The organism is Pleionea sp. CnH1-48 (genome assembly GCF_024124665.1).
Classification (GTDB): domain Bacteria; phylum Pseudomonadota; class Gammaproteobacteria; order Enterobacterales; family Kangiellaceae; genus JAMXSB01.
This window is the reverse complement of sequence record NZ_JAMXSB010000001.1, coordinates 401173-425609: the sequence shown is the minus strand read 5'-3', so window position 1 is coordinate 425609 and position 24437 is coordinate 401173. Positions and strand designations below refer to the sequence as shown.

At 40.4% G+C, this 24437-nt stretch carries 27 protein-coding genes; 20 read left to right on the top strand and 7 right to left on the bottom strand.

Annotation, left to right across the window (positions count from 1 at the left end; translation table 11 throughout):
* Positions 1–269: 269 nt before the first annotated feature.
* Positions 270–836 carry a TetR/AcrR family transcriptional regulator gene (locus NH399_RS01885; RefSeq protein ID WP_253036717.1) on the bottom strand — a complete coding sequence of 189 codons (567 nt, stop codon included), beginning with the start codon at positions 834–836 and terminating at the stop codon, positions 270–272.
* A 107-nt stretch (positions 837–943) separates the two neighbouring features.
* Here NH399_RS01885 and NH399_RS01880 point away from each other — a divergent pair, with 107 nt between their 5' ends.
* The 6 genes from NH399_RS01880 (at position 944) to NH399_RS01855 (ending at position 4635) form a co-directional block, all read left to right on the top strand.
* On the top strand, positions 944–1486 hold the full coding sequence (locus tag NH399_RS01880; protein WP_253036716.1) for a dihydrofolate reductase family protein: 543 nt from the start codon (positions 944–946) through the stop codon (positions 1484–1486).
* Positions 1487–1667: 181 nt separating this feature from the next.
* Complete coding sequence (locus tag NH399_RS01875) at positions 1668–2234, top strand: hypothetical protein (protein ID WP_253036715.1); 567 nt, start codon at positions 1668–1670, stop codon at positions 2232–2234.
* A 168-nt stretch (positions 2235–2402) separates the two neighbouring features.
* Positions 2403–2969, top strand: a complete 567-nt coding sequence (locus tag NH399_RS01870; RefSeq protein WP_253036714.1) for a hypothetical protein — start codon at positions 2403–2405, stop codon at positions 2967–2969.
* A 59-nt stretch (positions 2970–3028) separates the two neighbouring features.
* Positions 3029–3586: a hypothetical protein gene (locus tag NH399_RS01865; RefSeq protein WP_253036713.1), complete on the top strand. Its 558-nt coding sequence runs from the start codon at positions 3029–3031 to the stop codon at positions 3584–3586.
* Positions 3587–3595: 9 nt separating this feature from the next.
* Positions 3596–4180 (top strand): RNA polymerase sigma factor, encoded by a 585-nt coding sequence (locus NH399_RS01860; RefSeq protein ID WP_253036712.1) that lies wholly within the window; start codon positions 3596–3598, stop codon positions 4178–4180.
* Positions 4177–4635, top strand: a complete 459-nt coding sequence (locus NH399_RS01855) for an anti-sigma factor (protein ID WP_253036711.1) — start codon at positions 4177–4179, stop codon at positions 4633–4635. Before NH399_RS01860 ends, NH399_RS01855 begins: the two co-directional genes overlap by 4 nt.
* Positions 4636–4703: 68 nt before the next feature.
* Here the strand turns inward: NH399_RS01855 and NH399_RS01850 are convergent, their stop codons facing one another.
* Positions 4704–5381: a hypothetical protein gene (locus NH399_RS01850; protein WP_253036710.1), complete on the bottom strand. Its 678-nt coding sequence runs from the start codon at positions 5379–5381 to the stop codon at positions 4704–4706.
* Between the two features lie 461 nt (positions 5382–5842).
* Between NH399_RS01850 and NH399_RS01845 the strand changes: the two genes are divergently transcribed.
* From NH399_RS01845 to NH399_RS01805, 9 genes are all read left to right on the top strand, one after another.
* The gene (locus NH399_RS01845) at positions 5843–6175 is read left to right on the top strand and encodes a SymE family type I addiction module toxin (protein ID WP_253036709.1); all 333 of its coding nucleotides are present in this window, start codon (positions 5843–5845) and stop codon (positions 6173–6175) included.
* Positions 6172–6402, top strand: coding sequence for a hypothetical protein (locus tag NH399_RS01840; protein ID WP_253036708.1), 231 nt, complete (start codon positions 6172–6174; stop codon positions 6400–6402). Before NH399_RS01845 ends, NH399_RS01840 begins: the two co-directional genes overlap by 4 nt.
* Positions 6403–6747: 345 nt before the next feature.
* The gene (locus NH399_RS01835) at positions 6748–7284 is read left to right on the top strand and encodes a DUF2059 domain-containing protein (RefSeq protein WP_253036707.1); all 537 of its coding nucleotides are present in this window, start codon (positions 6748–6750) and stop codon (positions 7282–7284) included.
* A 461-nt stretch (positions 7285–7745) separates the two neighbouring features.
* Positions 7746–8993 (top strand): hypothetical protein, encoded by a 1248-nt coding sequence (locus NH399_RS01830; RefSeq protein WP_253036706.1) that lies wholly within the window; start codon positions 7746–7748, stop codon positions 8991–8993.
* A complete protein-coding gene (locus NH399_RS01825) occupies positions 8990–9727 on the top strand; it encodes a J domain-containing protein (protein WP_253036705.1) in 738 nt (245 codons plus the stop codon). Before NH399_RS01830 ends, NH399_RS01825 begins: the two co-directional genes overlap by 4 nt.
* A gap of 61 nt (positions 9728–9788) precedes the next feature.
* Positions 9789–10178 (top strand): hypothetical protein, encoded by a 390-nt coding sequence (locus NH399_RS01820; RefSeq protein WP_253036704.1) that lies wholly within the window; start codon positions 9789–9791, stop codon positions 10176–10178.
* Positions 10179–10381: 203 nt separating this feature from the next.
* Positions 10382–10666, top strand: a complete 285-nt coding sequence (locus tag NH399_RS01815; protein WP_253036703.1) for a hypothetical protein — start codon at positions 10382–10384, stop codon at positions 10664–10666.
* Entirely contained in the window at positions 10639–11016 is a 378-nt protein-coding gene (locus tag NH399_RS01810) for a hypothetical protein (RefSeq protein ID WP_253036702.1), read from the top strand. Before NH399_RS01815 ends, NH399_RS01810 begins: the two co-directional genes overlap by 28 nt.
* A gap of 2 nt (positions 11017–11018) precedes the next feature.
* A complete protein-coding gene (locus tag NH399_RS01805) occupies positions 11019–11570 on the top strand; it encodes a hypothetical protein (RefSeq protein WP_253036701.1) in 552 nt (183 codons plus the stop codon).
* Between the two features lie 200 nt (positions 11571–11770).
* On the opposite strand, the gene NH399_RS01800 is transcribed toward NH399_RS01805, so the two are convergent.
* Positions 11771–12721, bottom strand: a complete 951-nt coding sequence (locus NH399_RS01800; protein ID WP_253036700.1) for a transposase — start codon at positions 12719–12721, stop codon at positions 11771–11773.
* A gap of 644 nt (positions 12722–13365) precedes the next feature.
* Here NH399_RS01800 and NH399_RS01795 point away from each other — a divergent pair.
* Together NH399_RS01795 and NH399_RS01790 are read left to right on the top strand one after the other, a co-directional pair.
* Positions 13366–15192, top strand: coding sequence for a S8 family serine peptidase (locus NH399_RS01795; protein ID WP_253036699.1), 1827 nt, complete (start codon positions 13366–13368; stop codon positions 15190–15192).
* A gap of 354 nt (positions 15193–15546) precedes the next feature.
* Positions 15547–16056 carry a hypothetical protein gene (locus NH399_RS01790; protein WP_253036698.1) on the top strand — a complete coding sequence of 170 codons (510 nt, stop codon included), beginning with the start codon at positions 15547–15549 and terminating at the stop codon, positions 16054–16056.
* A gap of 300 nt (positions 16057–16356) precedes the next feature.
* Here NH399_RS01790 and NH399_RS01785 read toward each other — a convergent pair whose 3' ends face one another.
* Together NH399_RS01785 and NH399_RS01780 are read right to left on the bottom strand one after the other, a co-directional pair.
* Positions 16357–16734: a response regulator gene (locus NH399_RS01785; RefSeq protein ID WP_253036697.1), complete on the bottom strand. Its 378-nt coding sequence runs from the start codon at positions 16732–16734 to the stop codon at positions 16357–16359.
* Positions 16731–18677, bottom strand: coding sequence for a nitrate- and nitrite sensing domain-containing protein (locus tag NH399_RS01780; protein ID WP_253036696.1), 1947 nt, complete (start codon positions 18675–18677; stop codon positions 16731–16733). The genes NH399_RS01785 and NH399_RS01780 overlap by 4 nt, the downstream gene beginning before the upstream one ends.
* A 272-nt stretch (positions 18678–18949) precedes the next feature.
* Here NH399_RS01780 and NH399_RS01775 point away from each other — a divergent pair, with 272 nt between their 5' ends.
* Positions 18950–19657, top strand: coding sequence for a hypothetical protein (locus tag NH399_RS01775; RefSeq protein WP_253036695.1), 708 nt, complete (start codon positions 18950–18952; stop codon positions 19655–19657).
* Between the two features lie 93 nt (positions 19658–19750).
* Here the strand turns inward: NH399_RS01775 and NH399_RS01770 are convergent, their stop codons facing one another.
* Together NH399_RS01770 and NH399_RS01765 are read right to left on the bottom strand one after the other, a co-directional pair.
* The gene (locus tag NH399_RS01770; RefSeq protein ID WP_253036694.1) at positions 19751–20938 is read right to left on the bottom strand and encodes a hypothetical protein; all 1188 of its coding nucleotides are present in this window, start codon (positions 20936–20938) and stop codon (positions 19751–19753) included.
* Positions 20939–21318: 380 nt separating this feature from the next.
* The gene (locus NH399_RS01765) at positions 21319–22290 is read right to left on the bottom strand and encodes a LysR family transcriptional regulator (protein ID WP_253036693.1); all 972 of its coding nucleotides are present in this window, start codon (positions 22288–22290) and stop codon (positions 21319–21321) included.
* 190 nt (positions 22291–22480) lie between these two features.
* Here NH399_RS01765 and NH399_RS01760 point away from each other — a divergent pair, with 190 nt between their 5' ends.
* Positions 22481–22927 (top strand): Rap1a/Tai family immunity protein, encoded by a 447-nt coding sequence (locus tag NH399_RS01760; protein WP_253036692.1) that lies wholly within the window; start codon positions 22481–22483, stop codon positions 22925–22927.
* An 88-nt stretch (positions 22928–23015) separates the two neighbouring features.
* Positions 23016–24242 (top strand): Na+/H+ antiporter NhaA, encoded by a 1227-nt coding sequence (gene nhaA, locus NH399_RS01755; RefSeq protein WP_256489207.1) that lies wholly within the window; start codon positions 23016–23018, stop codon positions 24240–24242.
* Positions 24243–24437 lie beyond the last annotated feature (195 nt).

The window sequence follows — 24437 nt, the reverse complement described above, 5'->3', positions numbered from 1 at the left end:
AATCAAAATAAATATCCACCAGCTTTGTAGTGTAGCGCTTGCATATATTGAGAAACTAATCAAAGCAATGTTAACAATACCCTCTATCCAATGAAGTGTTGATTGATAGCTAAACTGAGCGCGGCACCGATCATTTTGGCATTGTAGTCGGTCCATTTGGTTCAAGTGCATAATATCTACGCTATTTTGTTTACATTCTGAACATTTTCGTTTTAGAAGTTTCACAGTGCTATCTATCCTTAGCCTTTGTTCTATTAAATCTGCTTAATTTACTTAGTCCCATAACCTTCAATCGCCTTACAAAAAAACTCAAAGGGCCCATCAAAGGCTTCAATGTTTAGCAAAGACTGCTTATCACAACTCATTGCCAGCGCAAAACCATGAATGTAATCCACCAGCAAATCCAGCGCATGTTTCCGATTGTCTGAACTAAGAGGAAGGTCGCTGATTATGGACTCGTAGCGTTCAATAAAGATCATCGCTGGGCTGTTCGATTCCATGGACAGGAGTATTTGCAGCAACCCTGGATACTGATTTAACAGATTCAAATAACCCACACAAAGCTGATGGAGTTCGGTTTTCCAGTCTTCTGACGGTTTAGGTTGATAAATATCACTGATTAATGAGGTGGTGATTGACTCCAATAGCTGGTTTTTATTGGCAAAGTAGTGATAAATCGCCATGGCATCAACATTCAATTCTGTCGCCAGCTTGCGAATGCTTGGGATTGCTCCTTCCTTTTTCATCAATAACTTAGCACTGCTGACAATGGCTTCTTTTGAAAGCTGTGTCTGATGTTTTGCGGGTCTGCCGCGCTTTGGGCTCTTGACGGTCATGCTGGAATATCATTAAAATGCTTTAATTCTACAGTGTAGAATAATTGTGTTCTTGTTTCAATCATGGCGTTCTTGTTTCGACCATTGAGTACTTGGGGGAGTTTAATATGACCAATAGTGTGTTTATCGCAACGAGCCTGGATGGATATATTGCCGATAGAAACAATGGTATCGATTGGTTGCATTCTTACCCAAATCCCGACGACTGTGATGGTGGCTTCGCCGATTTTATGGAGCGAATCGATGGCTTGGTGATGGGGCGGAACACCTTCGAGCTGGTTAAAAGTTTTGAGGGGGAGTGGCCTTATTCAAAACCCGTTTTTGTGCTCAGCCATTCGATGACCAAGATCCCTGACGGTTATGAAGGTAAAGTGGAGTTCATAAAAGGTGAGCTTAGAGAGATTGTACAACAACTCGATCAGCGAGGGTTTAAGCGCTTATATATTGATGGCGGTGTCACCATTCAAAACTTTTTAAAGGAAGACTTGATCGACGAGATGGTGATTACGACAGTGCCTATTATCCTTGGTGGTGGGATTCCTTTGTTTGGTGCGTTGGATACACCGCGTCGATTCAAACATATTCAATCACAATCTATTATGGGGGCGCTGGTTCAAAGTCACTATCGTCGAGAGAGTTTGCCTGATTAAAAATCAATCTAAGGATAGCTTTTTAATTATTAAAATGGCTGCTTTTTATACAAAAAAGGCAGTTTTTCCCTCTCCTTTAAATAAATTTAATTTTTTCTGAACTCTTCTCTGACTCATTACACTGTATATCCCGAATGTGATAACTCATTCAAAAAGTCGCAATTTGGGAGATTAGTAAATTATGAAAAAGATGTTAATTGGAGCATTGATCGCAGCGCAGATTTTTTCTGCTTCATGTGTTGCTGGTCAATTGCCAGATGGATGGACGGCTACCGGTAGTCATCCAGAAGGATATCAAATGGAATTAGTGGAGACAGAAGGTGTTCCTGCTCCTGCTGTTATGGTCAAGTCTAAGCCAAGCGCCCCCATCGGCCATTTTGGAACGGTGATGCAACAGTTTGTGCCAACGGATTATCTTGGCAAACGAGTAAAGCTAACAGCCTGGGTTAAGGCTGATGAGATAAAGAATTGGGCTGGTGTTTGGATGCGGGTTGATGGTGAGAATAGTAAAGTTTTGGCTTTTGATAATATGCATGATCGACCTATTGCTCAATCATCTGAATGGAAGCAGTATTCTATTGTTCTTGACGTTGATGATGATGCAACGAATCTTGCGTACGGCGTTTTGCTCTCTGGAAAAGGTACTTTATATGTGGATGATTTTCAGTTTGCTGTGGTCAATGATACGGTAAAAACCACGAATGTAACGAGAGAAAGGCTAGAAGCACCTAAAAACACCGATTTTTAACGTTAGAGTCGGTCACTAAACAATGTTGTTGGTTTTATTGACTTGATATACATTAAAACCAACTCCGAATATGAGCTAGCAAGAGCCCACAAAGAAAATAATAAAAAATATGAACTCTTTGTTAGCTCATTACACTGTATATAACAAATACCTTGGGAGACAGTAATAATGAAGAAACGATGGTTGGCTGCGTTACTCGCTGTTCAGACTTTCGCTATGCCTTGTTTTGCAGGTGAGCTGCCAGAAGGCTGGTTTCGTGCTGGCAGTAGTCCTTCGTCTTATAAAATGGAATTAGTCCAAAACGAAGGTGTGCCTGCACCTTCTGTAGTCATTGCTTCAAAAGAAGACTTAGAGATAGAAGGTTTTGGCACTGTTATGCAAAACTTTTACCCTAAGTCCTATCTTGGTAAGCGGGTTAAATTGACGGCTTGGGTAAAAGCCGAAGATGTTGCCGATTGGGCTGGAGTCTGGATGCGTGTTGATGGTGAAAACCGCAAGGTACTTGCCTTCGATAACATGTTTGGGCGTCATATCAAAGGCACATCAGACTGGACCGAATATACGATTGTTCTTGATGTTGATAAAGCGGCTTCTAACCTGGCTTATGGCGTTTTATTGAGTGGCGAAGGAACTGTCTATATCGATAAGTTTAATTTTACGCTTGTTGATGATTCTGTTCCGGTTACCGGAAAGAAAAGAGTGTTAGAAGATGGACCCAAAAACACCAGCTTTTAATGCGGTTTGTGAGCAGGCTTAATGACTTCTTTGTTGTTTATTAGTGAGATGATTGTTTGATGAAACCTATTTTGTACTCTCTTCTTCTGGTGGCGTTAGTCTTTGTAGAAGATGTAAGGGCCAGTTCTTTGCCTGAGGGGTGGCGTTTCACTGGCAGTGATCAGCAACTCTATAAAGTTGGCATTGATCAACAACAGGGCAAGCCTGCGCCCAGTGCTTACTTGTTTGCACAAGAGGGTACCAACAGTGAGCAGTTTGGCACCATCAGCCAGCGTTTCAATCCCCAAAAGTATTTGGGAAAGCGAGTGCGTTTGAGTGCCTGGGTAAAAACAACAAACGTTGAAGGTTGGGCAGGGCTGTGGATGCGCATTGATACGCAAACGTTCAAAGGTCTTACGTTTGACAACATGAAGAACCGTCCTATTGTTGGTAGTAATGATTGGAAAAAGTATTCCATTGTGTTGGATGTGGATTCTAGAGCAACCGCGCTACTATTTGGTGTTTTCATGTCGGGAAAGGGCAAGCTATGGGTTGATGACTTCAAATTTGAAGTCGTTGACTCCAAGGTCCCTTTGACCAAAGCCAATCTAACTAAGCCACAAAACACTAACTTCTAGTCGCGCATTATGGATATTCAAGTTATTACCGATAATGTAGAGAGCTTTGACCCTGAATGGAGCTTGATTCAGGATATTAAAGCTGGCGAACATAAAGCATTTGAAGAGCTGGTGAATCGTTATCAGAAGATGCTTCGTGCCTACGTATTTATCCATGCCAAGCAATTGCGTGACAGTGATGAGGATGTGCTTCAAGACATCTTCTTAGAGATCTTAAACGGTGCGCAACGGTTTAACCGACAATCATCGGTAAAAACCTGGGTGTACAAAGTTGCAAAAAATACCATTAATAATAAAAAAAGAAAGCGTTGGCTTTGGTTTCTTGGCACTGAGGAAGATGAGCAGCAAGAGATTGCGACTGATCCTCGAATGGAACCTCATGGCATCTTTCAGGCGGGGCACGATATTACCGTTGTCAGAGAGTGCATTGATTTGCTCGACGCTAACAGCCGAGAAGTGTTGCACTTTTACGAAATTGCAGGGCTTAACTACGCTGACATTGCAGGCATACTGAATATTAAAGTTGGAACCGTGCGTTCTCGACTATTTAATGCCAGAGACAAATTAGCTCAACTTTTGCGAGAAAAACTATGAACCAATATGATGTTCGTCATCTTGTGAGTGCTTATCTGGATAATGAGTTATCAAACTCCGATAAAGCTTATATCGAACGACTGATTTTATCCGATGATAAAGTCAAGAAGCTCTATGATGAAATGAAGTCAGTCAAGGCTGCTTATACTGAGGCAGAAAGCGAAGTGTATGTTACCTTTGATCCAACATTGGCTAACAAAGTAATAAAAAAGTCTAAAGTGGAAAAGCATCCTTTTCCACTAGTGGCGGTAGCCGCTACTTTTGCATTCATTGGCTTGAGCACTTTCATTGGATTTTCCATTCAGCACAAAGAAGTCGATGCAGAAGCGAAAGAGATGGTCGATTATCAGTCTCAGTATATTATTAATGAACGTTTGATGATTGAGCCAGAAGTGCGTACAACCGGAATTTCGGCAGGTACGGACCCTGTGACTGAGCATTTGATGAGTATTTAATGCGTAAAATTTTGACGTTTCTTATTTAGATGGAATATTTATGTATTTCTTTTAACCGGAATGTTTGGTTATTCTATAGGCTGAGAGCTGTCATCGTTATTTTCCTCTTCTGCGTTGAGCGCTTCTGTCCAAGTGTTGTACAGACTAACAATGTTGCCCCAATGATTAAATCTTCTGTATTTTCTAATCAAGCAAAGAGCATCATAAGAAACGCTAACCTCGTGACAAAATGAGCGGCCAATAGAGTGAAATGCTGTATCTGAATCTGCCACGCCAAGTATTACCTGAGCAGAAATTGACTCTAGCATGTTCATTGACGCAATAAAGCCATCTGTATTAAATTTATCGGTGGCCATCTGTATTTCATTCTGTTTAAGGTTTCCATGAAAAAAATCTTTGTTAACTGTTCCTTCATAATTAGAAAGCCCTTGCTTTTCCCACTCCATGCAAACTTTATTTGCATTCGGTAGGAAGTCATTCATATAAGAGCTAACAACTTCAGATGCGCTCACTTTAGCTGAGCGGTCAAGTTCTTCCTTTCGTAAAGCTAAGTCTTTTTCTTGCAGTTTAATATTACTTTCGTTCACTTCTAGTTGTTTTTTTAATACTGCTAGTTTTTGTTTGCTGACAGACAGCTGGCCTGCACTATGAAGTACTTGCCGCGCGGCATATATTCCTAGTAAAAGTAGGCCGACGCCAGATATATGGTAGAATAGTTGAGCTGTATCCTTGATCGCATCCCACATCTGTTAATCTCCTTACTTATTTATCTCATCTTAAACTATCAACAAAAATAGGATTGTGCATTGTTCAGATCATCTTTTTTCATAATGATAGCAACATGGGATTTCTAAATATCTCGGTTTGTCGGTGTGTCGTCGTGTGACCATCTCGAATGCAAAAGATAAGGGGGGATGCATTTCTTAAAGAGGAGTGGAACTATTTTTCTAGTGAGTTTCTGGCGATTTGTTAGGTTATTGACAATAGAAACCCCCAAAAAAGTAATCTTAGGTACCCCATTTCGATCTTATAACCACTTATCTCCATCTATAAAAATTCACCATAAAATATCTCAAAACCACCTTTCCATTTTTCGCTATAGTACTACTTAAGCAATTACCTATCTAAGTTGCTTTTAGGTGCGGGCCAGAGTGCAGCAACACTCTAACCCGCTGTTCGAACAACCTGACATAGAGGTTACTCAAACATGAGGCATGATAATAAAGGTGCATCCTTTAATGCAAACATTACGACGAAATCTGACGATAAAGATTCTGATCCCAATACCATTAAAGAGACACGCAAGCTAGCGGTTGGCAAGTTCACATCGCAGTATCAATCAAAACAAGATCATCACCTTTTCGAACCACGACAGTTGCCTTTTATTCGGCTTAAGGGAGAGTGGTTAGAGAGCTTGGGTTTTCAAGTCGGTGATATCCTCACGTTGGAGGGGAGCCACCAGCGCATCGTATTAACAGTAGATGAGCAACAGTCTGGCCCAGCCAAGCGCAAGAAGCCGTCGGGAGGTGAGTCGCTATGATGCATCTCAGTATTATAGATGCCATCAAAAGAGAAACCGCTTATCGCTGCGAGCCTCCTCAAGAGCCAGAGCTTCAGTATTTAATACTTACTACGCGTATGCATCAGATATTCGGTATGCAACAGTTTATTGAGTGCTTACCCGCGCTAAAGTATCAACACTTAAAAAAGGCGGTGGATGAGCACTTTGAGGCTTTGGCTAGTCAGCGAGCTGAATTGTCATTTTAATAATAGAAGAAGGCGGTTTAGAACCGCCTTGCTTAAAGCCTTAAAAGGAGGTAGGGCGAAAGGTCATAAACATCGAGAAGAAATGTTAAAGGAGTAACGAAAGATGCAGCAAAAGCTGAGCGGGAAGCAAGAAAAGCTAAGAAAGAAAAGGACAAGCCTTAATACTTTGTTCTAAGTTGAGCCTCAATGCTCGAGTATGAAACATAGACATTAATAGTTGTAACTTTAATTCTGAGCAGCTCTTAAGCAAGAGCTGAGAGGCTCAAAAGGAAAGAAAACGAGCTTCTTTTTAGGTATAATCTCCCCATAAAGATTAAGCCACCTCAGTACATAAAAGGCGTTGATATGAATAAGTGGGTAGTTTTGGGCTTTTTGTCTGCATTCTCGTTAAGCACAGTAGCGAAAGAAACCTTAGAGTTGGTAAAAGTGACCAAAATAAGAGAGGTTGCCTTGCTAGGGATGAATGGTTCTCTGGAAAACGGTGTTCGCAATGGCTCGGTGACTCAAAAACATTACGACTGCTCAAAGAAAACAAAGCCATCCTACTTCAACCAGTTTTATATCGATATGTTCGAAAGTAACCTTTCTAAAGAGCAAATCAAGCAAGCTTTGGCCTTTTACTCCAGCGATACTGGGAAAAAGTATACCCAGTGGGGAATTCTAAAATTTAGAACATCGGCTTTTAATGAGCAGTGGCAGCTCCCTAGATTCTCAAAAGAAGAGTTGAAAACCATCGGTAGTTTCACCAACTCTGCTGCCGGAGAAATATTAATAAAAAGAAGGCTAACCGAGTCTGTTGTCGTTAAAAGTGGTCTGCAACAACTCCTCAAGAAAGTTTACGATAAATGTAAAGAGCAAACTTCTGCATCAAAAGCAAAATAGCTATATGCGAGAAGGCAAGGAAAGTAGATTGTTGAGTCTAATCATCATCGTCGAATGACGATGATGATTAAAAAACATAGACGCGAACAACATAAGTTGAATGTAAAGAAAGAAATGTTAGAAAAGGAAAAGTGTCGATATTTTGCTCACATTCGAGTGGTTGATTTTCAAACCATGATAGGTATAATTCTCGAGCTAAGGAATGGATGTCCAAATTATCTAAAATAGTAAGTTTATTTTTTGAATGAATATAAGCCAGCCTTATTAATTGAAATAGCGCTAAGGCTTTTTACCACTTAATCTCTATTCTATGTTGGTTTACTCTGCAAGCCGGAAGAGATTCTACAGTACAACCAAGAGTTTATTATGGATAATATTCTTGCCTGGAAGCTTGATAAATGGCGGGTGTTTGTAGAGCGTTGTGGGAATATCTAGCACTAAATATTTTGAGTGAATTAACTATGAAGCACGTATATTACAAAGAGCACAAGTTCTCCTGTAAGACAAAAGAAGAGAAGATTAATATTAACTTACGCGCAGTAAAGTATGTTACAAAAGTCTATTCTGGCTCTCCTGCAGAGGCGTTTGGTTTGCAACCAGGAGATTTTCTTGGAACCGTCAACGGCGTCGCTGCTATCGATGTCGACTTAAGTTCTATTTATGACGCCAAAACCAATAATCATTATTTTGTGCATCGAGCTTCAGAATCTCGCTCCTTTTATATTGAAGGATGTCATCTACCTCTGGGTATTGAAGCTGAAAACACAACTAAGAACATCGTTAAATCCTTTGAAGAAGGCGAGTTTGATGACTCCGAGTTATATCAACTTTGGGAACGAAAAGACTGGAAGTCTTTGTTAAAAGCAAGTGTTCATGCGTCTAATCAGGAAAACTGGTTTTCTCGAATTTTCGCGAAATTGTTAAAACTCGAAGTTCCCGGTATCGCAATCTTAACTCATGGCATCGCATTGTATGAGTTGGGAGAAAAAAGCAAAGGATTGGAATTGATAGAAAACTATAGAGACGAGCACATTGATGGCTGGACAACCAACTGGCATGCATTAACTTTTTATTACTTAGGGTTAGCAGAGCGAGAAAATGGAAACATGGAAGAAGCTCATAAGCTGTTGTATACCAGTGAATATTATTGCCGCTGTGATGTCCTCCATGCAATGTTGTTAACCTTTGGTATTGAAGAGTCGGATAAAGAGCCCTGGACTGGAGAGTTCTTTCCTATCGACTTTCACCTTGATAATTTTGAAGGGACAAAAGAATATCAGCTATCAAAAATTATTGATGGTCTTGAGCCAAATAAATTACTGTATTTATGTGTAATGCCCAGTTATCGCGGTAACGGCCCTTATAATGACAGAGTCGCTACCTATGAAAAACTCATTGATAACTTTTCTGATTTGACGTCACCTCTTTATGTAATCTCTGATAAAAAAGAGGCATCTGAGACAATGCCTGGTTGGTATATAGAGAACGAGAAAAAGTTGCTGGCAGAGGGCAAGCCCTTGATTCAGTTGTACGATGAAGACAGGCAAGTTGCCGATGTATTAGATCAATCGACATCACCTAATATCTATATTCTTAACAAGCAAGGCAAGATTATCGACTCTGGTTTAGGGTTCTACTATCAAAACATCTGGACCTTGCTAGAAAAAGAAATCGGCTCAGTGTTAACCATAGAAGAGAGTTCTGAATGAACTACTGGGAAGTCCTTAGTATAGAGCCTACCTCCGATAGAAAGGCTGTTAAAAGAGCTTATGCGAAAAAGTTAAAGGCAACTCATCCAGAAGATGAGCCCGAAGCGTTCCAGGAACTTCAAGAAGCGTATCAACGGGCTCTGTCTGATATTCGACATCAAACAGAGGTTGATGGAAGTGAACTACCAAAAGTTCAAAGTCAAAGTAATGATAAGCTTCAGGAAGGTGTGATAAGCGATCATATTGCAAGTAATAGTGAACATGGAGACATATCACGCACTTTGATGTCAGAAAGTGATTTTCTCAATGTGTTTAAATCAACACTCAAGTCGAACACTGACGACGCGTGGAAAGCTTTTTTCGACTCGCCGGAAGTTGCAGATTTTGAATATCGAAATGATATGTTGATTCGTTTGTTTTCAGTACTCCTTGAACACCAAGACGAAAATAGAAAATTAGAGATACCCAAAGCTCATTGTTCAACTCTTTGCCAGAACTTTCAATGGCAGCAACATCAGATGGAACTATGCAAGATCTTTGGACATCATGATGTAGATAGGGTATTAACTCAGCTTAAATTGCGTATTCAAAAAGGTGCCGCTAAGTTTGTTCCACAGACAGTAGAGCAAGAAGAAGAGGTTCGTGATGTGTCGGTAGACTCTAAAGCTTTTACGTATCTATCGACCATTATTTTGTTATTTGTGCTTGTTATTGTATATGTTATGAATAGTTAGCTGTTAAATCAGAAGCTATTCTAGCCGTATGTTGTTTTGAAAGTTTTTAATGGATTTTTTTATGTTTGAGTATTATCTGTATTTATCAATATGTGTAGGCCTAATCCAAGTGAGTGAAGGCGTACTTTTATGGAAAGCTAACGGTGTTCATAGTCAAAACCCCATGGTTAGCCATTGTACTACGATTGAGTTCGTCTGGTTTTTTGTCTCATTGGGCGCTGTGTTTGGGCTTGATTTAACACCCAAGCAAACAGCAATACCATTGCTTTACATGGCCTACAATGTATTAGGCTGGATCATTGCTATTCCTTTGGTTGTTAAAGAAATGAAGGCCGGAAGTGACCTCAACCAGTTTGCTATTCCAAAGTGGGCTGTATCGGGAGGAATATTTTTTGGGGCTGTTTTTGCTCTTATTTCTCTTATGGTTTCATTGAAGGTATTGGTTCTTTAAAGCTAAAGAACGATAGATATAAGACCGTGTTATCAAAAGTGCGTTTGAAAGTGACGGTCATCTAACCAAGCAGTAATATTCTTAGGCTGTCAGCAGAGTTGGTGCTGCAGCCCCTAAATCAATTTATCGTACAGTTTGAATATTTTTAACGGAAAATAAGTATGCAACTCTATCTAGCGCTCAGTTGCTTGCAAGGAAGGCCAATGGAATCGGCATTTCAAGAGCTGAGTCTATGTGATATTACGGGCATTCAACTTACGCCAGGCAATGTGCCGACAGTAGGTTTTAAAGAAGTTGTCTCATCTTCGAGCTTACCTACTTTAACTCATCATGGATTTGACTGGTTATCCATGAGAGGGACTGTTTGGAATGAAGATGCACAATGCGTTACAAAATCTCACTCCATTCATCCGCCTAAAAAACAGTTTGTTCGCAGCAACAGTGGCTGGAGATATTGCGCATGGACGATTTGCCTGTACTGGAAGTGATGTATCCAGGATATTGGTTAGGATGTTTTGAAGAAATACAGATGGCGATGTCTTTAAACAAGCCATTAGCCATTGATGTCTCACATCTTTACATACAGCTAAACGCAGGTGTGATTACACAAGAACAAATAAACAGAATCTATGATTACCATAAGGTGTCAGAGATTCATGTCTCATCAAACAATGGAAAAAGAGACAACCACATGCCCATCGATCAATCAACCTATGGCCTGGATTGGAGCAGGGAACGGGCAAAAGATGGGATTCCTGTAGTTCTTGAATGCTATATGCACAAATTAAGTCATGAGCAGAGGACACAACAAATTAACTTATTAAAGAAGGAGAGATAATATTGGAAAACGTTATTAGAATGTTAGATGAAGAGCAGGCACAAGCCCTGAGAAATGAGATAATTGAGAAAGGCGTTATGCCTTATATTAAAGCGGTATTCGAGCGTTTTCCTAAGTTTAACTCGGCGACCTTATTGGTTGCACAATACTGGGATGATGAAGCAGATGATGCCGTACATCAAGAAGTTATTTTTTCTGCGCTGAATACACCGAATTTAAAGAGCGCGTTCGAGACTTACACAGACGAGAACATGGAAGCTAAAGATAGTATCAACTCGCCAGAAGACTTGCCTTCTACTGTTGTTGACTGGGGCTTTGACGATGGGCTTGAGCGTTCGTTATGGGATAATTGGTGTGACAATGGAGATGCGATAACAGCGTTCGCAGCATTTTGTAAAGAAGGAGCCAACCAATGGCAGGATATTGGTGAGGCTTACTCGCCTTATGCTGTCTTTCGTAGACAAGGAAAGGATGTCGAGATGGTGGTAATAGGAGAAATGATACGGCCCTGGTTAGATGGTGTTCAGCCTTCATGGCAGAGTAGATACGGTTAAACCGCAGACACCCCGCTTATGAGAGAAGGAATAAAGTCTCTTATATGTAACTTATTTAGAATAAGATATATGACTATTGAGCTCTTGTTCTCAAACTTAACTTTATGGTGTATGGGAAATCGTGAAGTTGGGACAAATATTTTCTTTGGATGATAAAAAGCCTTCCGAAATAGGTGGAATAAGGACCTCTTCGAACTTGCTTAGTTATAAAGCAACTTAGCGGAGCTGATTCCGTGGAAACAACGTCGATAAAACTTCTTGGCTCGTTGTCGAATGAGTTCGACAGGGCCAATCACTCGACAGTAACGGCTTTCTAAGGAATGAAGTTGTGTTAACCAATGATTGCTCTGTAGATTGAGTCGTTCTAGTACGGATTGAGCTTCTTTAGGTATGGAGGCTTTGTTGGGATGAACAATCGCTTTGCCCGCCCATTCAACCAGATTGATGTAGTCTCGATTCGATATTTTCTGAGTAATTTGTTTTACAGAGCCTGAAACCGGGAGTAATGTTTCATTGAGTGAGCTGTTATCGGTTATTTCATTAAGTCTCTGCTTGATGGAAGTGTGATGAGACTCTTCTAACTTTTGAGTGATTTTCGCTCTGACGGGATTCAGGTCCACATAAGCCATGCAGGAGAGTACCGCTCCTTCATCCAATAGGGCTTGAGAGGTATAGCGAGACTGCCAGAACTTTCCAGTACAATCATCTTCCTGGTTGCTGAGTTTTGCTAGCGGTTCATTCAATCGACTCATAAACCAGGAAAGGGAGCCGAGTCGTTGTCGATAGAGGGCGAGTGTTTTAGGTGAGTTCAAGATGACCTGTTTTCGAAGAGTTCTCCTGACGTCAGTTTTACTGGGATAAATAGCAAGCCAACGCTCTGCGACCTCATCATCACTCCATTGTAGTGGTGCCAATGGGTCTAGATACAACACAATATGATAATGGTTACTCATCACCGCATAGGCATAGATATCAATGGAGAAGAGGGTACTTAGCTCCTGTATTCTTCTCTCAATCCAATCTTTACGATGAGAATAGTCTTTGCCGTCTTCATTCACCCCACAAAGAAAGGCTCTTCGAACACAACGAGTGGTGCAGTGATAAAATCCGGGCGAGTGGGAATCCACCAGTTCTTTTCTGGCAATGGTCATCCATGACCTCTTTTGTTCTTATAAAAGTCAGCTACATAGTGTCGAACCGAGTACCTTGAAACCAGAGGAGAATAACTACTGATGATGTGAGAGGTTTCTTAATATGACTAGAGCAAAGTTCTATAATCGGAGTGTCTGCTGAAAAGCTGGTGAAGCTGGGGATGAGATTAAAACTGAAAGCAGAGCATCAGCAGCCCCCTTTTCTCTAAAAATCGGAAGTGAGTTGTATAGTCTGCAACTAAAAAGCATTTCAAACATTAGAGTTATACAAGTTTCCTGATTAACCCAAAAATAGATAATAACACTCAGCTTTCTTCATTCTACTCTCGTTTTTGAGAGCTTTCATCAAGTTTGGCACGGAGCGAATACATACCGAAGTCCAAATGCACTATATCGGTTCATACTTTTATTACCTTTATATATCCCTTAAGACCGAGCAACAAGAGTTTGAGACTTATCGTCAAAGTTCAGTCGTCGTTCCTTGTTAGTCTCTTCTGCGGCATCTCATTGAATTGGCGGAAATATGTCGATTGAGTGCCTGTCTCACTTTTCTAAAAGACGTACCTTGTCTAATAGGAGGAGTCAGATAAATCAGACTGATAGGACCTACTCTTCATAACAACTAAAATTAATGGAGAAAGAAATTGGACATTACAAAAAATAAATCAATATTCAAAAAGACCATCATTGCTTCCATTGTTATCGGTGCATGTAGTGTGAATGCAGCTGATAACCGATACATCATAAAGCTTAAGCCTGGTGTGAATGACCTTCCTTATTCTTCAATGAATGTTTCGCAAAGAGAAGTGCAAGCAAATAATAATATTCAACAGATCCAGCAGTTCGGTGGCATAGTCAAAAAATCTCTTGTTCGCTCTAACTCGGTTGCAGCAGTGTTAACCGACAAGCAGTTAGCTAACCTAAAGAAGAGCGGTGTTGCTGATTTGATCGAAGAAGATCCACGTCGCTATTTAATTGAGCCTGCCGCATCGAATTCCCCGCAGCCTTATGCAGAAAGCACGCCTTACGGTATCACCATGGTTCAAGCGTTAGATGTCAGTGATGCTAACGTTGCCAATCGCAAAGTGTGTATTACTGATACTGGCTACGCGGGTAATCACGAAGACTTACGAGCTTACACGGGCAGCAACATTAGTGGTGATGATAACAACGGTAGCGGTAGCGATACCGGAAACTGGTACGAAGATGGCCATGGTCACGGTACGCACGTAGCAGGAACAATCTCAGCTCATGGTAACAACGGTGTCGGTGTTGTTGGTGTTAACCGCAGCAACCAACTTGGCCTTCATATTGTAAAAGTATTTAATGATTCAGGTCGTTGGGCTTATGGTTCTGATCTCGTCGCTGCCATTAATCAGTGTGTGGATGCCGGTGCAGATGTTATCAGTATGAGCTTGGGTGGCAGTGCATCAAGTAATGCAGAGCGAAATGCTTTTGAAGATGCTTATGCTCAAGGTGTATTAAGCATTGCTGCATCGGGTAATGATGGTTCTTCTAGCGGTAACGACCGATTTTCTTATCCAGCTTCTTATGATGTGGTTATGTCAGTTGGCGCAATTGATAGCAGAAAAAGAGTCGCATCTTGGTCACAGAAAAATAGTCAGGTAGAAATCTCTGCTCCAGGTGTCGATGTTAACTCAACCTTGCCAAACAATCGTTATGGAAACTTCTCTGGTACGTCGATGGCTACGCCTCATGTATCGGGCGTTGCGGCTTTGGTTTGGAGTCACTTCACTCAGTGTAGCGCGGTAGAAATTCGTAATGCACTTAATGCAACTGCAGAAGATTTAGGCTCGGCGGGACGAGATCAAGCTTATGGTCACGGTCTGGTTCAGGCAAAAGATGCTTATGACTACTTAACATCAGCAGGTTGTGGCGGCACTGGCAACATTCCTCCTAGAGCAGCTTTTGCTGAAGCTTGTACTGATTTAAGCTGTGAGTTTGACGCTTCGGCCAGTAGCGATCCTGATGGATCTATCGCATCCTATGAGTGGGATTTCGGCGACGGCAATCGCGGTTCTGGTATGTCTCCGAAGCATGACTATGCGGCTGACGGAACTTACACAGTAACACTGACGGTTACCGACGATGAAGGATCTGAAGATTCTGAATCTAGAACCATTAATGTTGCAACTGGTGGTGGAAGCGGTGATAGCTTCGAAGATACAGGCGTTTCTGCTTTCTTCTTCGGATGGAGTCGTAAGACTATCGAAATCCCAGCGGGTATGTCTGAGCTTACGGTTTCGATCAGCGGTGGATTCGGCGAAGCGGATCTTTACTTAAACGCTGGTTCTGCACCAAGCACATCAAACTACGAATGCCGACCTTATCTAACAGGCAACGCAGAGACTTGTGTTATCAATAACCCTCAGCCTGGCACCTGGCACATCGGTGTTAAAGCGCGCGGATGGTTCTTTGGTGGCGTAACGTTAGCGGGAGAGTGGAAGTAATATTTCACCATCCTGTTTCCCTTGAGCCTCTCTTTATGAGAGGCTTTTTTTATGCTTAAAATAAACTTATAACTAGCTTTTTTATTATCTCCTATTGCACTAATCAATTGGTAGGTTTTCTATCTTACATTTTCTTTATTGAAATCAATGGTATACAGAAAAGGTGTTCTCCGCAGGTACGAGATTAAACGACCATTGTTAATTCCTATTACATGACCTATAAGTGTTTTACTACAAACGTGAGGACTTTGTGTGAAGGTCCTCCTGGCAGTTGTTTTAGAGTGTATAAACATTTCTAAACGAGAGTTATGTTAAACTTTTTGTAGCTAAACTGCTTCGATAAGGGAGTCGGCTATGAAGAAATATCGACCCACCATTCCATTTTTAAGCTGGATGTTGGCGGTGGATTTAGAGGAAACTCGGAATATACAGAACCAAGAAGGTTCGCCAGCTTATGGCTGTGATTGTGATTTATGTGTGGAGTGGAAACTTTTATATAAGAAAATAATTCCAGAAAAGTTGTTAGAAGCATTTTGCCGAGTTGGTATTGAGCTGCAATCGCCAACAGATCTTTATGGTTCTGGATTGGGAAGTGATATGCGCACCGTCAGAGTGACTTTTCATTTTATTGGAAAGATCTTAAGTGGCCTGAACGGTGCTACGCATGATGATAAATTTGATTATGACGGTTTTCCATACGAGATTATTAGAAAAGAACCTTATTTTAGTCTTCGAGTTATACCTCAAAAAGAAACATTTGTATCGGCACCTGACTATGAAGCGGAAGGCAGCTCTCAGGTTTTATGTGTAGATATGAGACTCTGTTACCCAGGCAAGTACCTTCATGATTATAGAAATAGTTAACGTGAGACGAGCAATGGGAACTTAGTGTTATATCCGAGTGCAAGAACAAAGTACTGTCAATACAAGAAAGTCATAGTGACGGAGATTTAACGATAGACTTTAATAGCCGCTTTGTTAGCATTAATAAAGAGGACAACCTGATAATTGTTAAAACAAAGAACAGTTATCCTGATGCTGAGCTAACTTATTGGTTTAGTAAGGCTCATGGATGGTTCCTGAAAGAAGAAACCATCATCGGCTTGAAGCGATATATCTTCAAGTGACGTAACCGCTTGTGGCTCTAGGCCATCATAAAGGTTGTTAGCGTTTCTTTAACTTATCGATATCTTCCGCATCCAGCGGTTTATTAAAGAAGTCAATGACACATTGATGCGCCATCGCTTGCTCTCTGTCGCTTTCTTGGACCGAAGAAGTCAACATGATCACGACAGAGGACTTTTCATTTTCCGGCTTTTTAGCATAGGCTTCTAAGAACTCGTGCCCGTTCATCCGTGGCATATTGATATCTAATATTATTAAGTCTGGTTTTAGTTCTGATGACTCTAATACTTCCAATGCCTCTACACCATCAAATGCTTGAAGAATAACGGTGTCTGGACATTCCTTTTGAATAGTATGTTGACAAATATACTGGTCGCCTTCGTTATCATCGACGATTAGAATACAAGAGAGATTCATACTTTTTCCTTGTTTGTGATTGGAAGTGTGAGTCGGAATAAAGCACCTTCTTCTTTGTCTTCAAAGTCGATGGTGCCGCTCAGTGCATCCGCACTTTTTTTCATGAGATAGAGTCCAAGGCCACTACCCGAGGATACTCTGGGATGAAAGCGTTTGAACATCATAAAAAGGTTTTGTTGCTGGTTTTTTGGGATTCCCAGGCCGTTGTCTTCTACGGTGAGCATAAAGTGAGTTTCAGTTTGCTGAGATGTCACTTTAATAAAAGATGCTTCTTTATGAGTGTCTTGATACTTCACCGCATTTGATAAAAGGTTCTCAAGGATAGTAGAAAAACGTTCTTTCTTAGTTCTTATATGAACGGGAGGTGATAACTCTATTACCCATTGAATACGCTCATAGTTTTCTATATGGGAAAGTTTTTCTTGTGAGTCTTCGATTAGCTGCTTGAGGTTTATCACAGTTTCCTCTTCTTCTAACCTTTTGCTTTTTGCAATGGTTAGAATATCTTCTGCCAGGGTTTCTAGCTTCTTTAACCCAGACTCAGAAAGCTTGAGGCAAGTCAGACTTTTTTCTTTATCCCCAGACTCAATGGATTCTTGAGCAATACCGATTAGTTTTACTGCAGAAATGATTGGTGATTTAAGGTCATGAGATGTGCGGTAGGCAAATTCTTCTAATTCTGCATTCAACTCCGTTAAATCGGAAGTTTGCCTTTTCACTTCTTGTTCCAGGTTGTCTTTATGGTTTTGCAGTTCGATCTTCATCTGCTGCTGTTCGATTGCATTTTTTCTAAATACTTCTAGCGCGTTAACAATCTCTCCAACCTCTGTGTCGCTATGTTCAGGTAGAGGAGTATCTAACTTATCTTCAGATAGTTTAACTGTTGCTTTTACTATACCGTCGATTGAATGTTTTACTGATAGTATGAGAATGCTGGTTAGTGCAAAGGTAATAATAAAGGTAAGACCAATAAAGGTTAGTTTGTTTTTCTTGCGCTGCTTGGAGTCGGCGATAAGAGTATCCGCTTTCTCGATAAGCTCACTAGAGATATAATCTTCTATTTTATGCAGCGTGTTAATTTTTTGAGTCATGATATTAAACCAGTAGAGTCCACTCACCTCGCTTAATTCTTCTTTAAGTCCTTTTTGATAAGCTATTTGTCTTAATCGAAGTACTTCTTTAAACTCTGGAAGTTGAGTCATCTTGTTGTAGTAACTGATCTGGTTTTGCTCTGCATGGGATAAAAATATATTGTTGTAATTATCTTGAGTGGTGGCAACTCTGATAAAGTGTTCCATGGAAGCTTCCGTAAACTTCCTAGAGGAAAAAGCTCCAGATCCTATTGCTCTTTCTATGCCGGCATTTTCTTTGGCAATCACAAAGCTAGTGTAAGCAATTAAGCCTCGAGTGATTCCCGGATCTGGACTAACGCGAGTTAATAAGTCGATAACCTGAATTTTTTCTGAATTGAGCCGGGTATAGAAGTTGACTGACTCGGTAATTGTGACCGTTCGCTTATCAACTTGCTCTCTAAAAGACTTGAGATGATCGAGATTAAGTATTGCGGATTCCAGACGGGTCTTTAAGGTCTCATTATGCCTTTTTAGATCTTCTGAGTTTAAATGGTCGATTAATTCGTCTCGTTTTAAATCGGTCCGCTTTCTTTGAGCGTTTAACTCTGATTTAAAGTCTTGTTGGCTACCACCTAAAAAGCCTGCTGTGGCACCTCGTTCCTTTTGCTGTTCATGAATCAAGTTGCTAAGCTTTATTGATAACTCTACAAGAGATGTTAGTTTGTGAGCTTGCTCAACAAACTGTTCTTCTTGATTTGCGGATTGAGTTGCAAAATAAAGGGCTGCTGCAAAAGGGAGTGCGACTATCAGAAGAATAGCGTGAGATATTTTAATGTGGTTAAGCTTTCTCGCTATCGAGTCGTCTAACATTCGAAGTCCCTGACTTATCTTGAATGACCAATACTATTATAGGTGATTGGCAAAGGCTATAGTATTTTTGTCTCAACTTAAGTTATTAAAAATAATACGTTATTATGGTTTAATTGTATTTGAGATTTTTAACTGGTAGTTTGCAAAGAAGGTCGGAAAATATCGCTGTAATCTTTAGTTGAGCAACCAACTATAGGCTGAAGGTTGCTGTTAACCAATAAGTGATACTTTAAACGATTGTCTTTTGAGTTTTAGAAAAAGACGTATTAAATATGAAAAAAAGAAATTCCGTGTTTTATCACAAACCTTATCGATGGATTGCTTTGTTCTCTATTATCATTATTCTAGGGTTTTTGCCGAGTTATGCCGTATCTTTCTATCAATTGTCTAATACACATCACTGGCATGGAGGGCTTAGTTTACTTTGGCTGATTCTGTTAACGCTCCAGCCTTTGCTTATCGAAAAAGGTAGTCGAAAGTTGCACCGGATATTGGGATGGTTCGGAGCTGGATTAGCTTTACTTCTGGTTGTCTCCACCTCCATCTTGTTTATCGATACAGTGCAGAAGAATGCCGCCAAAGGTGGCGTTTTTCAAATGGTTTACTGGGTAGATATTTTTTTATTACCTCTTTTTATTGTACTGGTTACGATAGGGCTCGTTAAAAGAAAACAACCTGATCAGCATAAGCGCTTTATGTTTTTGTCTGTTTTGGTACTCCTGCCGCCAGGATTAGGTCGTTTGATTTATACATCCTTCCTATTTCCTTTTGATTTACCAATGCGTTATTTCTACGAGCCGATGATGTTTATTTTGTTGATTGTTTTATGGTTTGTAGGGCGGGAGGAGCAGTGGCGTTATTGGCAAACTCAATTAGTTTTTTCTGTTGTGTTACTGGCAACGGTTTCAGCTTATTTTATTGTTGACTCTGATTGGTTTATGAATATAGCCAGTGCATTGGCGAGCTGGTCTAAGAGCTGAGCTTTTTAAAAGCCAATACATGAGTCCGTGTTACAGACTCATGTATCTTGTTATCTATCGGCTCTGTTTTTATAAGCAGAAGCAATAGAAAGGTTACTCATCGCTCACTTCTCTCCAAACACATCGACCTCGTACTCGAACGCATATCTTTTTAGGAGGTACACTAGGTGCTTGACCAAATACACCTGGTGTATTGGACCAAAGGGTTAAGCTTCCTGAAGTTTTATTAGAGCCCATAGTGGTTGCATTAGACCAATTGGCGCCATCAGTAGAAGTCGCTCGGTAAATTCGATTACTACTAATGCCTTTAAAAGTTAAATGCAGGGCGTTATTGTGGAAAGCAATCGCCGGGCCTCTGTTGGAACGATAAGCACTGCTTAGTTTTTTAGCTTTTTCCCAATTGAATCCACCATTAATAGATCGCTGAATGTAGATGTTATTGGTAGACGCTCCTTTGTACGCGATATACACATATTTGCCATTAGCTGCGATATAGGGCGCATTTGAAGATTGATCGCTTAACTTAATTGCACTGCTCCAGTTATCGCCATCATAGGTGCCTGTGATATAAAGTTTCTTTGAGCTCGAACCTCTAAACGCTGCAACCAATCTGTCATTGCCTCCAACGTTAGCTACGGCCAGAGTTGGACTTTTAGAGCTTTGGTAAGAGCGAATTTGTTTTGCTGGCACCCAGCTTGTTCCATTTGATGTACTGGAGATATAAATCTTGTTAGAACTGGAGCCTTTAAAAGCAATATAAAGACGGCCATTAAATACTGCAAGAGAAGGCTTATCGGAGGTTTTGTGAGAATTGATTTGACCTAGCAATCTCCATGATCCATTGCCTCGAGTATAGCGAGCTAGCTTAAGTTTTTTACTCTCTGCTTCGCTAAAAGCCGCATAGTAACTGCCATTAAAATAAACCGTGCTGATCGCTGTTGAAGAAACCATAGGCTCTCGTTGGTACATGTCAATCAAAGGAGCATCACCCGCGTTTGATTGCAAGTTTCCTAAATAAAGTGAATAAGTTTTAGGATTAAGCTGTTCCATGATCAATTCAAGAATGTCTATCTTGGTGCTAGTATCACAGTTACCTTGCCCATCAGAGCTGCATGACATCTCTACAGATATCGAATAATTGGCTTCTTTAGCTACGCCGCTTCCTGCGTATCCTACGATCAATTGATTATCGCTAGGATGAAAGTTGGCTGAAGCCATTCCTGACATTAATAAACCAGAAAGAGACAAAAGTAATTTGGACTTAAAAGAATATTTTTTCATAAATTTTCCTGTTCACTACTTCTTAACAAATGTAAAAGCAAATTGCTTTGGTGAATTGCGGGCGCCATCTTAGTGAGATTTTTTTGTAGTGAATACGGAGGATTTTTTTAGAAGAAGCTAGGCCGAGAGAGAAAAAGAATTCGTTTGTTATTCTCCGATGGAAAGAATCGATTAGTCCTTGAATCCATCAGCTTATTGTAAACAAAGATAAAATGGCAAACTTACAAGAACAGAATGATTGTGTTCTATGAGCTCTGAGTATTTAGAATAAAGTAAAAGATAAATGGATGATTAAAGGTTAGTCATTAATTAATGTTTGTGTAGATTTGCATTTATAATAATCTATATATTGAAAGTACCCGTATGATACCTCTAAAGGATTAATAGGCCTTAATAAACTTGGTTGTCTCTGAGTCAATTAGCAGCTGTCTGGCAATGATTGCACCGTCAATATTTAAGAATTGCAAGAAGGTCTTGGCGACATCAGAAAGTTGCTTTTCTCTAAGGTGCACGATGTACCATTTATGCTGCATCGGAAAGTCTTTTACATCCAAAATAGTAATCTTGTCATTTCGCTCTTGAAACAGTGTATGAACCGACAGTATGGATATACCAAGCTCTGACATAACGGAGTGTTTGATGGCTTCATTGCTTTCGATTGTCATCTTCTCGTTAATCTGATTCTCGGTATCTCTTAGGTATTTCTCTACCGAGTGCCGAGTGCCTGAGCCGGGCTCTCGCATAATAAAGGGCTCGTCTTTGAGGCTCGAAAAGGGAATGTTTCTTTTGCCTGCTAAGGGATGGTCAACAGGGGCGACCACGACCAATGGATTCTCTATAAACTCGTTTTTAATAATATCAATGTCTTCTGGAGGAAAGCTGAATACGTAAAAGTCATCTAGGTTGTTTTGCAGTCTTTGAATAATAGTGCCGCGATTACCGATGTTAAAGGAAACATCAATTTTTGGGTATTTTTTGCAAAATGGGCCTAAAAGATGCGGAAAAAAGTATTTTGCTGTGGTTACAACGGATAGTTTTAGCTTACCTGACTGTAATCCTGACAAACTGGAGAGACGACTTTCTAATCGGCTAACACTATCAAATATTTCTAGGGAGGATTTATATAGTTCCTCTCCAGCCTCTGTTAAATAGAGCTTTCGACCGATTTGTTCAACCAAGGTTACACCTAAGTTGTCTGCCAGTTTCTTAATTTGAATGGATACGGAAGGTTGAGCCAGGTGCAGTTCTTTGGAAGTTTGGCTAATGCTGCCTGTTTCTGCAAACTTTATAAAAATCTCTAGTTGTCTGAAGGTGCCCAGACGAGCATGAAAACGAGAGGCGGTCAGCGACATTGTTTTGCTTCCTCAAACAAGACTTTGGGTATTGCGAAACTGGGTTATTAGTATAAATCAACCTATTTATATTTGTAAATAAAATGCGGCTTTCGAATATATTATCATAAATGAGTTTTTGATGGCATATTTAACCAACAACAGACAAGTTTGGCAGTTTATTGGTGTAGTTAATACTAAGGAGTGACCCATGAAACATTTAGTTTTAATTGGATTGTTAGTCGCCATCGGCAAAGTAGCTGCAACCGCAGAAGTGAAGCCATGGGGTTCGGACGAATTGCGCTCAATGTGTTCTGAGTTCTCTTCTAAACCTTTGTCTGATGATAGCCAAAAATGCGGCAAATACATTAAAGGTGTGATTGAGGTATTAGCAATAACGCAAACCACTGCTCATAAGGGACGGCCAGGTAGAAGCATGAGCGACTTTAAAAAGAGAGCATTGCAAAATCGTGTAGGCAGTCGACTTGAGTTAAGCGATAACTCCAATGTAGACGCTATGATTTGCCTTGATGAAAATGTCTCTACCAACGAGTTAGTGCAGGAGGTTATTGGTGTGATGAATCAACAGGAAGGGGAAAGCAAAACGGCAGCGAATGAAGTTCTTGATACTTTAAAACAAGTAGCTCCTTGTCGTTAATCGTTTCTTTTTTCTATTTAGTGATTCGTTGCCATTGAAGGTCAATGGCTGTGTTTTTACGCATTTTTTGAGGCAAATATAAAAGACAATGGTCAGTCAGGTTAAATACGTTTTTAGAAGTGAGGCAGCGGGAGGCATGCTATTAGTCATCGCTGCTGTATTGGCTTTAATAGCAGCTAATTTGCCTATCAGCGATTGGTATAGTGCTTTATTAAATATTCCCGTCGCAGTTAAATTTGGTTTATTCGAAATTAACAAACCTTTACTACTTTGGGTTAATGATGGATTGATGGCTCTGTTTTTCTTTTTGGTGGGGCTAGAGATCAAACGAGAAGTGTTAGGCGGCCAGCTTTCAGATATTCGACAGCTTGTGTTGCCTCTTGTAGCAGCCGTTGCTGGCATTGTTGTGCCTGCATTGATATATGTAGGGCTCAATCATAATAGCTCGGTTGCTTTAAGTGGTTGGGCCGTACCTTCGGCAACAGACATCGCTTTTGCGTTGGGCATTTTTGTGATCTTTGGGAAGCACTTGCCCTTATCACTCAAACTGTTTTTATTATCCGTGGCTATTTTTGATGATATTGCAGCCGTTGTTATTATCGCTTTATTTTACTCGCAAGATTTATCGACGATTTCGATAGTTGTTGCTATGGGCGGATTAAGCATTTTGGCATTACTAAACTACTTTAATGTGCAATCAAAAGCGCCTTACATTTTGATTGGTTTGGTTGTTTGGGCGGCAGTGCTTAAATCGGGAGTTCACGCAACACTGGCAGGTTTTGCTGTTGCCTTATTTATTCCTGCCAATAAAACAGCATCTAACAAAGATTCTATGTTAGAGCAGATAGAACACGGGTTACATCCTTGGGTCACCTACATGATCCTACCATTGTTTGCTTTCGTTAATGCAGGAGTTGGTTTAAGTGAAGCATCGATGACGACTTTACTTAATTCGATCACAATGGGCATTGCTGCCGGGCTATTTATTGGTAAGCAAGTAGGGATTTGGGGCGCTTGTTGGTTGGCAGTTAAGCTTAAGATTGCAAAGATGCCTGAGAACAGCACTTGGGCTCAGATATATGGTGTGTCCTTGCTATGTGGTGTTGGATTTACCATGAGCTTATTTATCGGAACATTGGCTTTTGAGGGCGCTGATCCTCATTATCTTGAGAGTGTAAAGATTGGTGTTTTGCTTGGGTCGCTTTTGTCTGCGGTGGTTGGTGCGCTCGTTATTTCGCGTAGTCAGGTTAAAGTATCTAATAGCGTGGGACGTGCTGAGCGCAACCCGCTACTACTTAACGACTTGAAAACTTAAGCGAGTAACGAACAATGGGCAGGGAGGCCCTTATTAGTCTACTTCATACAAATACCAAAACAAGCTTTTGAGCTGCTTTGGTATTTTTTTGAGATTAGGGGGGCTTTCTAACAAAAAATATTTTTATTAAAAAGAAACTAATGCCTTTTATTCGTTACCTAATAATAAGATTGCCCTTACAAGGGCTAACTCAGT

Coding starts and splice junctions, on each gene's coding strand:
- NH399_RS01885 (WP_253036717.1), bottom strand. CDS start 836: ATGACCGTCAAGAGCCCAAAGCGCGGCAGACCCGCAAAACATCAGACA.
- NH399_RS01880 (WP_253036716.1), top strand. CDS start 944: ATGACCAATAGTGTGTTTATCGCAACGAGCCTGGATGGATATATTGCC.
- NH399_RS01875 (WP_253036715.1), top strand. CDS start 1,668: ATGAAAAAGATGTTAATTGGAGCATTGATCGCAGCGCAGATTTTTTCT.
- NH399_RS01870 (WP_253036714.1), top strand. CDS start 2,403: ATGAAGAAACGATGGTTGGCTGCGTTACTCGCTGTTCAGACTTTCGCT.
- NH399_RS01865 (WP_253036713.1), top strand. CDS start 3,029: ATGAAACCTATTTTGTACTCTCTTCTTCTGGTGGCGTTAGTCTTTGTA.
- NH399_RS01860 (WP_253036712.1), top strand. CDS start 3,596: ATGGATATTCAAGTTATTACCGATAATGTAGAGAGCTTTGACCCTGAA.
- NH399_RS01855 (WP_253036711.1), top strand. CDS start 4,177: ATGAACCAATATGATGTTCGTCATCTTGTGAGTGCTTATCTGGATAAT.
- NH399_RS01850 (WP_253036710.1), bottom strand. CDS start 5,381: ATGTGGGATGCGATCAAGGATACAGCTCAACTATTCTACCATATATCT.
- NH399_RS01845 (WP_253036709.1), top strand. CDS start 5,843: ATGAGGCATGATAATAAAGGTGCATCCTTTAATGCAAACATTACGACG.
- NH399_RS01840 (WP_253036708.1), top strand. CDS start 6,172: ATGATGCATCTCAGTATTATAGATGCCATCAAAAGAGAAACCGCTTAT.
- NH399_RS01835 (WP_253036707.1), top strand. CDS start 6,748: ATGAATAAGTGGGTAGTTTTGGGCTTTTTGTCTGCATTCTCGTTAAGC.
- NH399_RS01830 (WP_253036706.1), top strand. CDS start 7,746: ATGAAGCACGTATATTACAAAGAGCACAAGTTCTCCTGTAAGACAAAA.
- NH399_RS01825 (WP_253036705.1), top strand. CDS start 8,990: ATGAACTACTGGGAAGTCCTTAGTATAGAGCCTACCTCCGATAGAAAG.
- NH399_RS01820 (WP_253036704.1), top strand. CDS start 9,789: ATGTTTGAGTATTATCTGTATTTATCAATATGTGTAGGCCTAATCCAA.
- NH399_RS01815 (WP_253036703.1), top strand. CDS start 10,382: ATGGAATCGGCATTTCAAGAGCTGAGTCTATGTGATATTACGGGCATT.
- NH399_RS01810 (WP_253036702.1), top strand. CDS start 10,639: ATGGACGATTTGCCTGTACTGGAAGTGATGTATCCAGGATATTGGTTA.
- NH399_RS01800 (WP_253036700.1), bottom strand. CDS start 12,721: ATGACCATTGCCAGAAAAGAACTGGTGGATTCCCACTCGCCCGGATTT.
- NH399_RS01790 (WP_253036698.1), top strand. CDS start 15,547: ATGAAGAAATATCGACCCACCATTCCATTTTTAAGCTGGATGTTGGCG.
- NH399_RS01785 (WP_253036697.1), bottom strand. CDS start 16,734: ATGAATCTCTCTTGTATTCTAATCGTCGATGATAACGAAGGCGACCAG.
- NH399_RS01780 (WP_253036696.1), bottom strand. CDS start 18,677: ATGTTAGACGACTCGATAGCGAGAAAGCTTAACCACATTAAAATATCT.
- NH399_RS01775 (WP_253036695.1), top strand. CDS start 18,950: ATGAAAAAAAGAAATTCCGTGTTTTATCACAAACCTTATCGATGGATT.
- NH399_RS01770 (WP_253036694.1), bottom strand. CDS start 20,938: ATGAAAAAATATTCTTTTAAGTCCAAATTACTTTTGTCTCTTTCTGGT.
- NH399_RS01765 (WP_253036693.1), bottom strand. CDS start 22,290: ATGTCGCTGACCGCCTCTCGTTTTCATGCTCGTCTGGGCACCTTCAGA.
- NH399_RS01760 (WP_253036692.1), top strand. CDS start 22,481: ATGAAACATTTAGTTTTAATTGGATTGTTAGTCGCCATCGGCAAAGTA.
- nhaA (WP_256489207.1), top strand. CDS start 23,016: ATGGTCAGTCAGGTTAAATACGTTTTTAGAAGTGAGGCAGCGGGAGGC.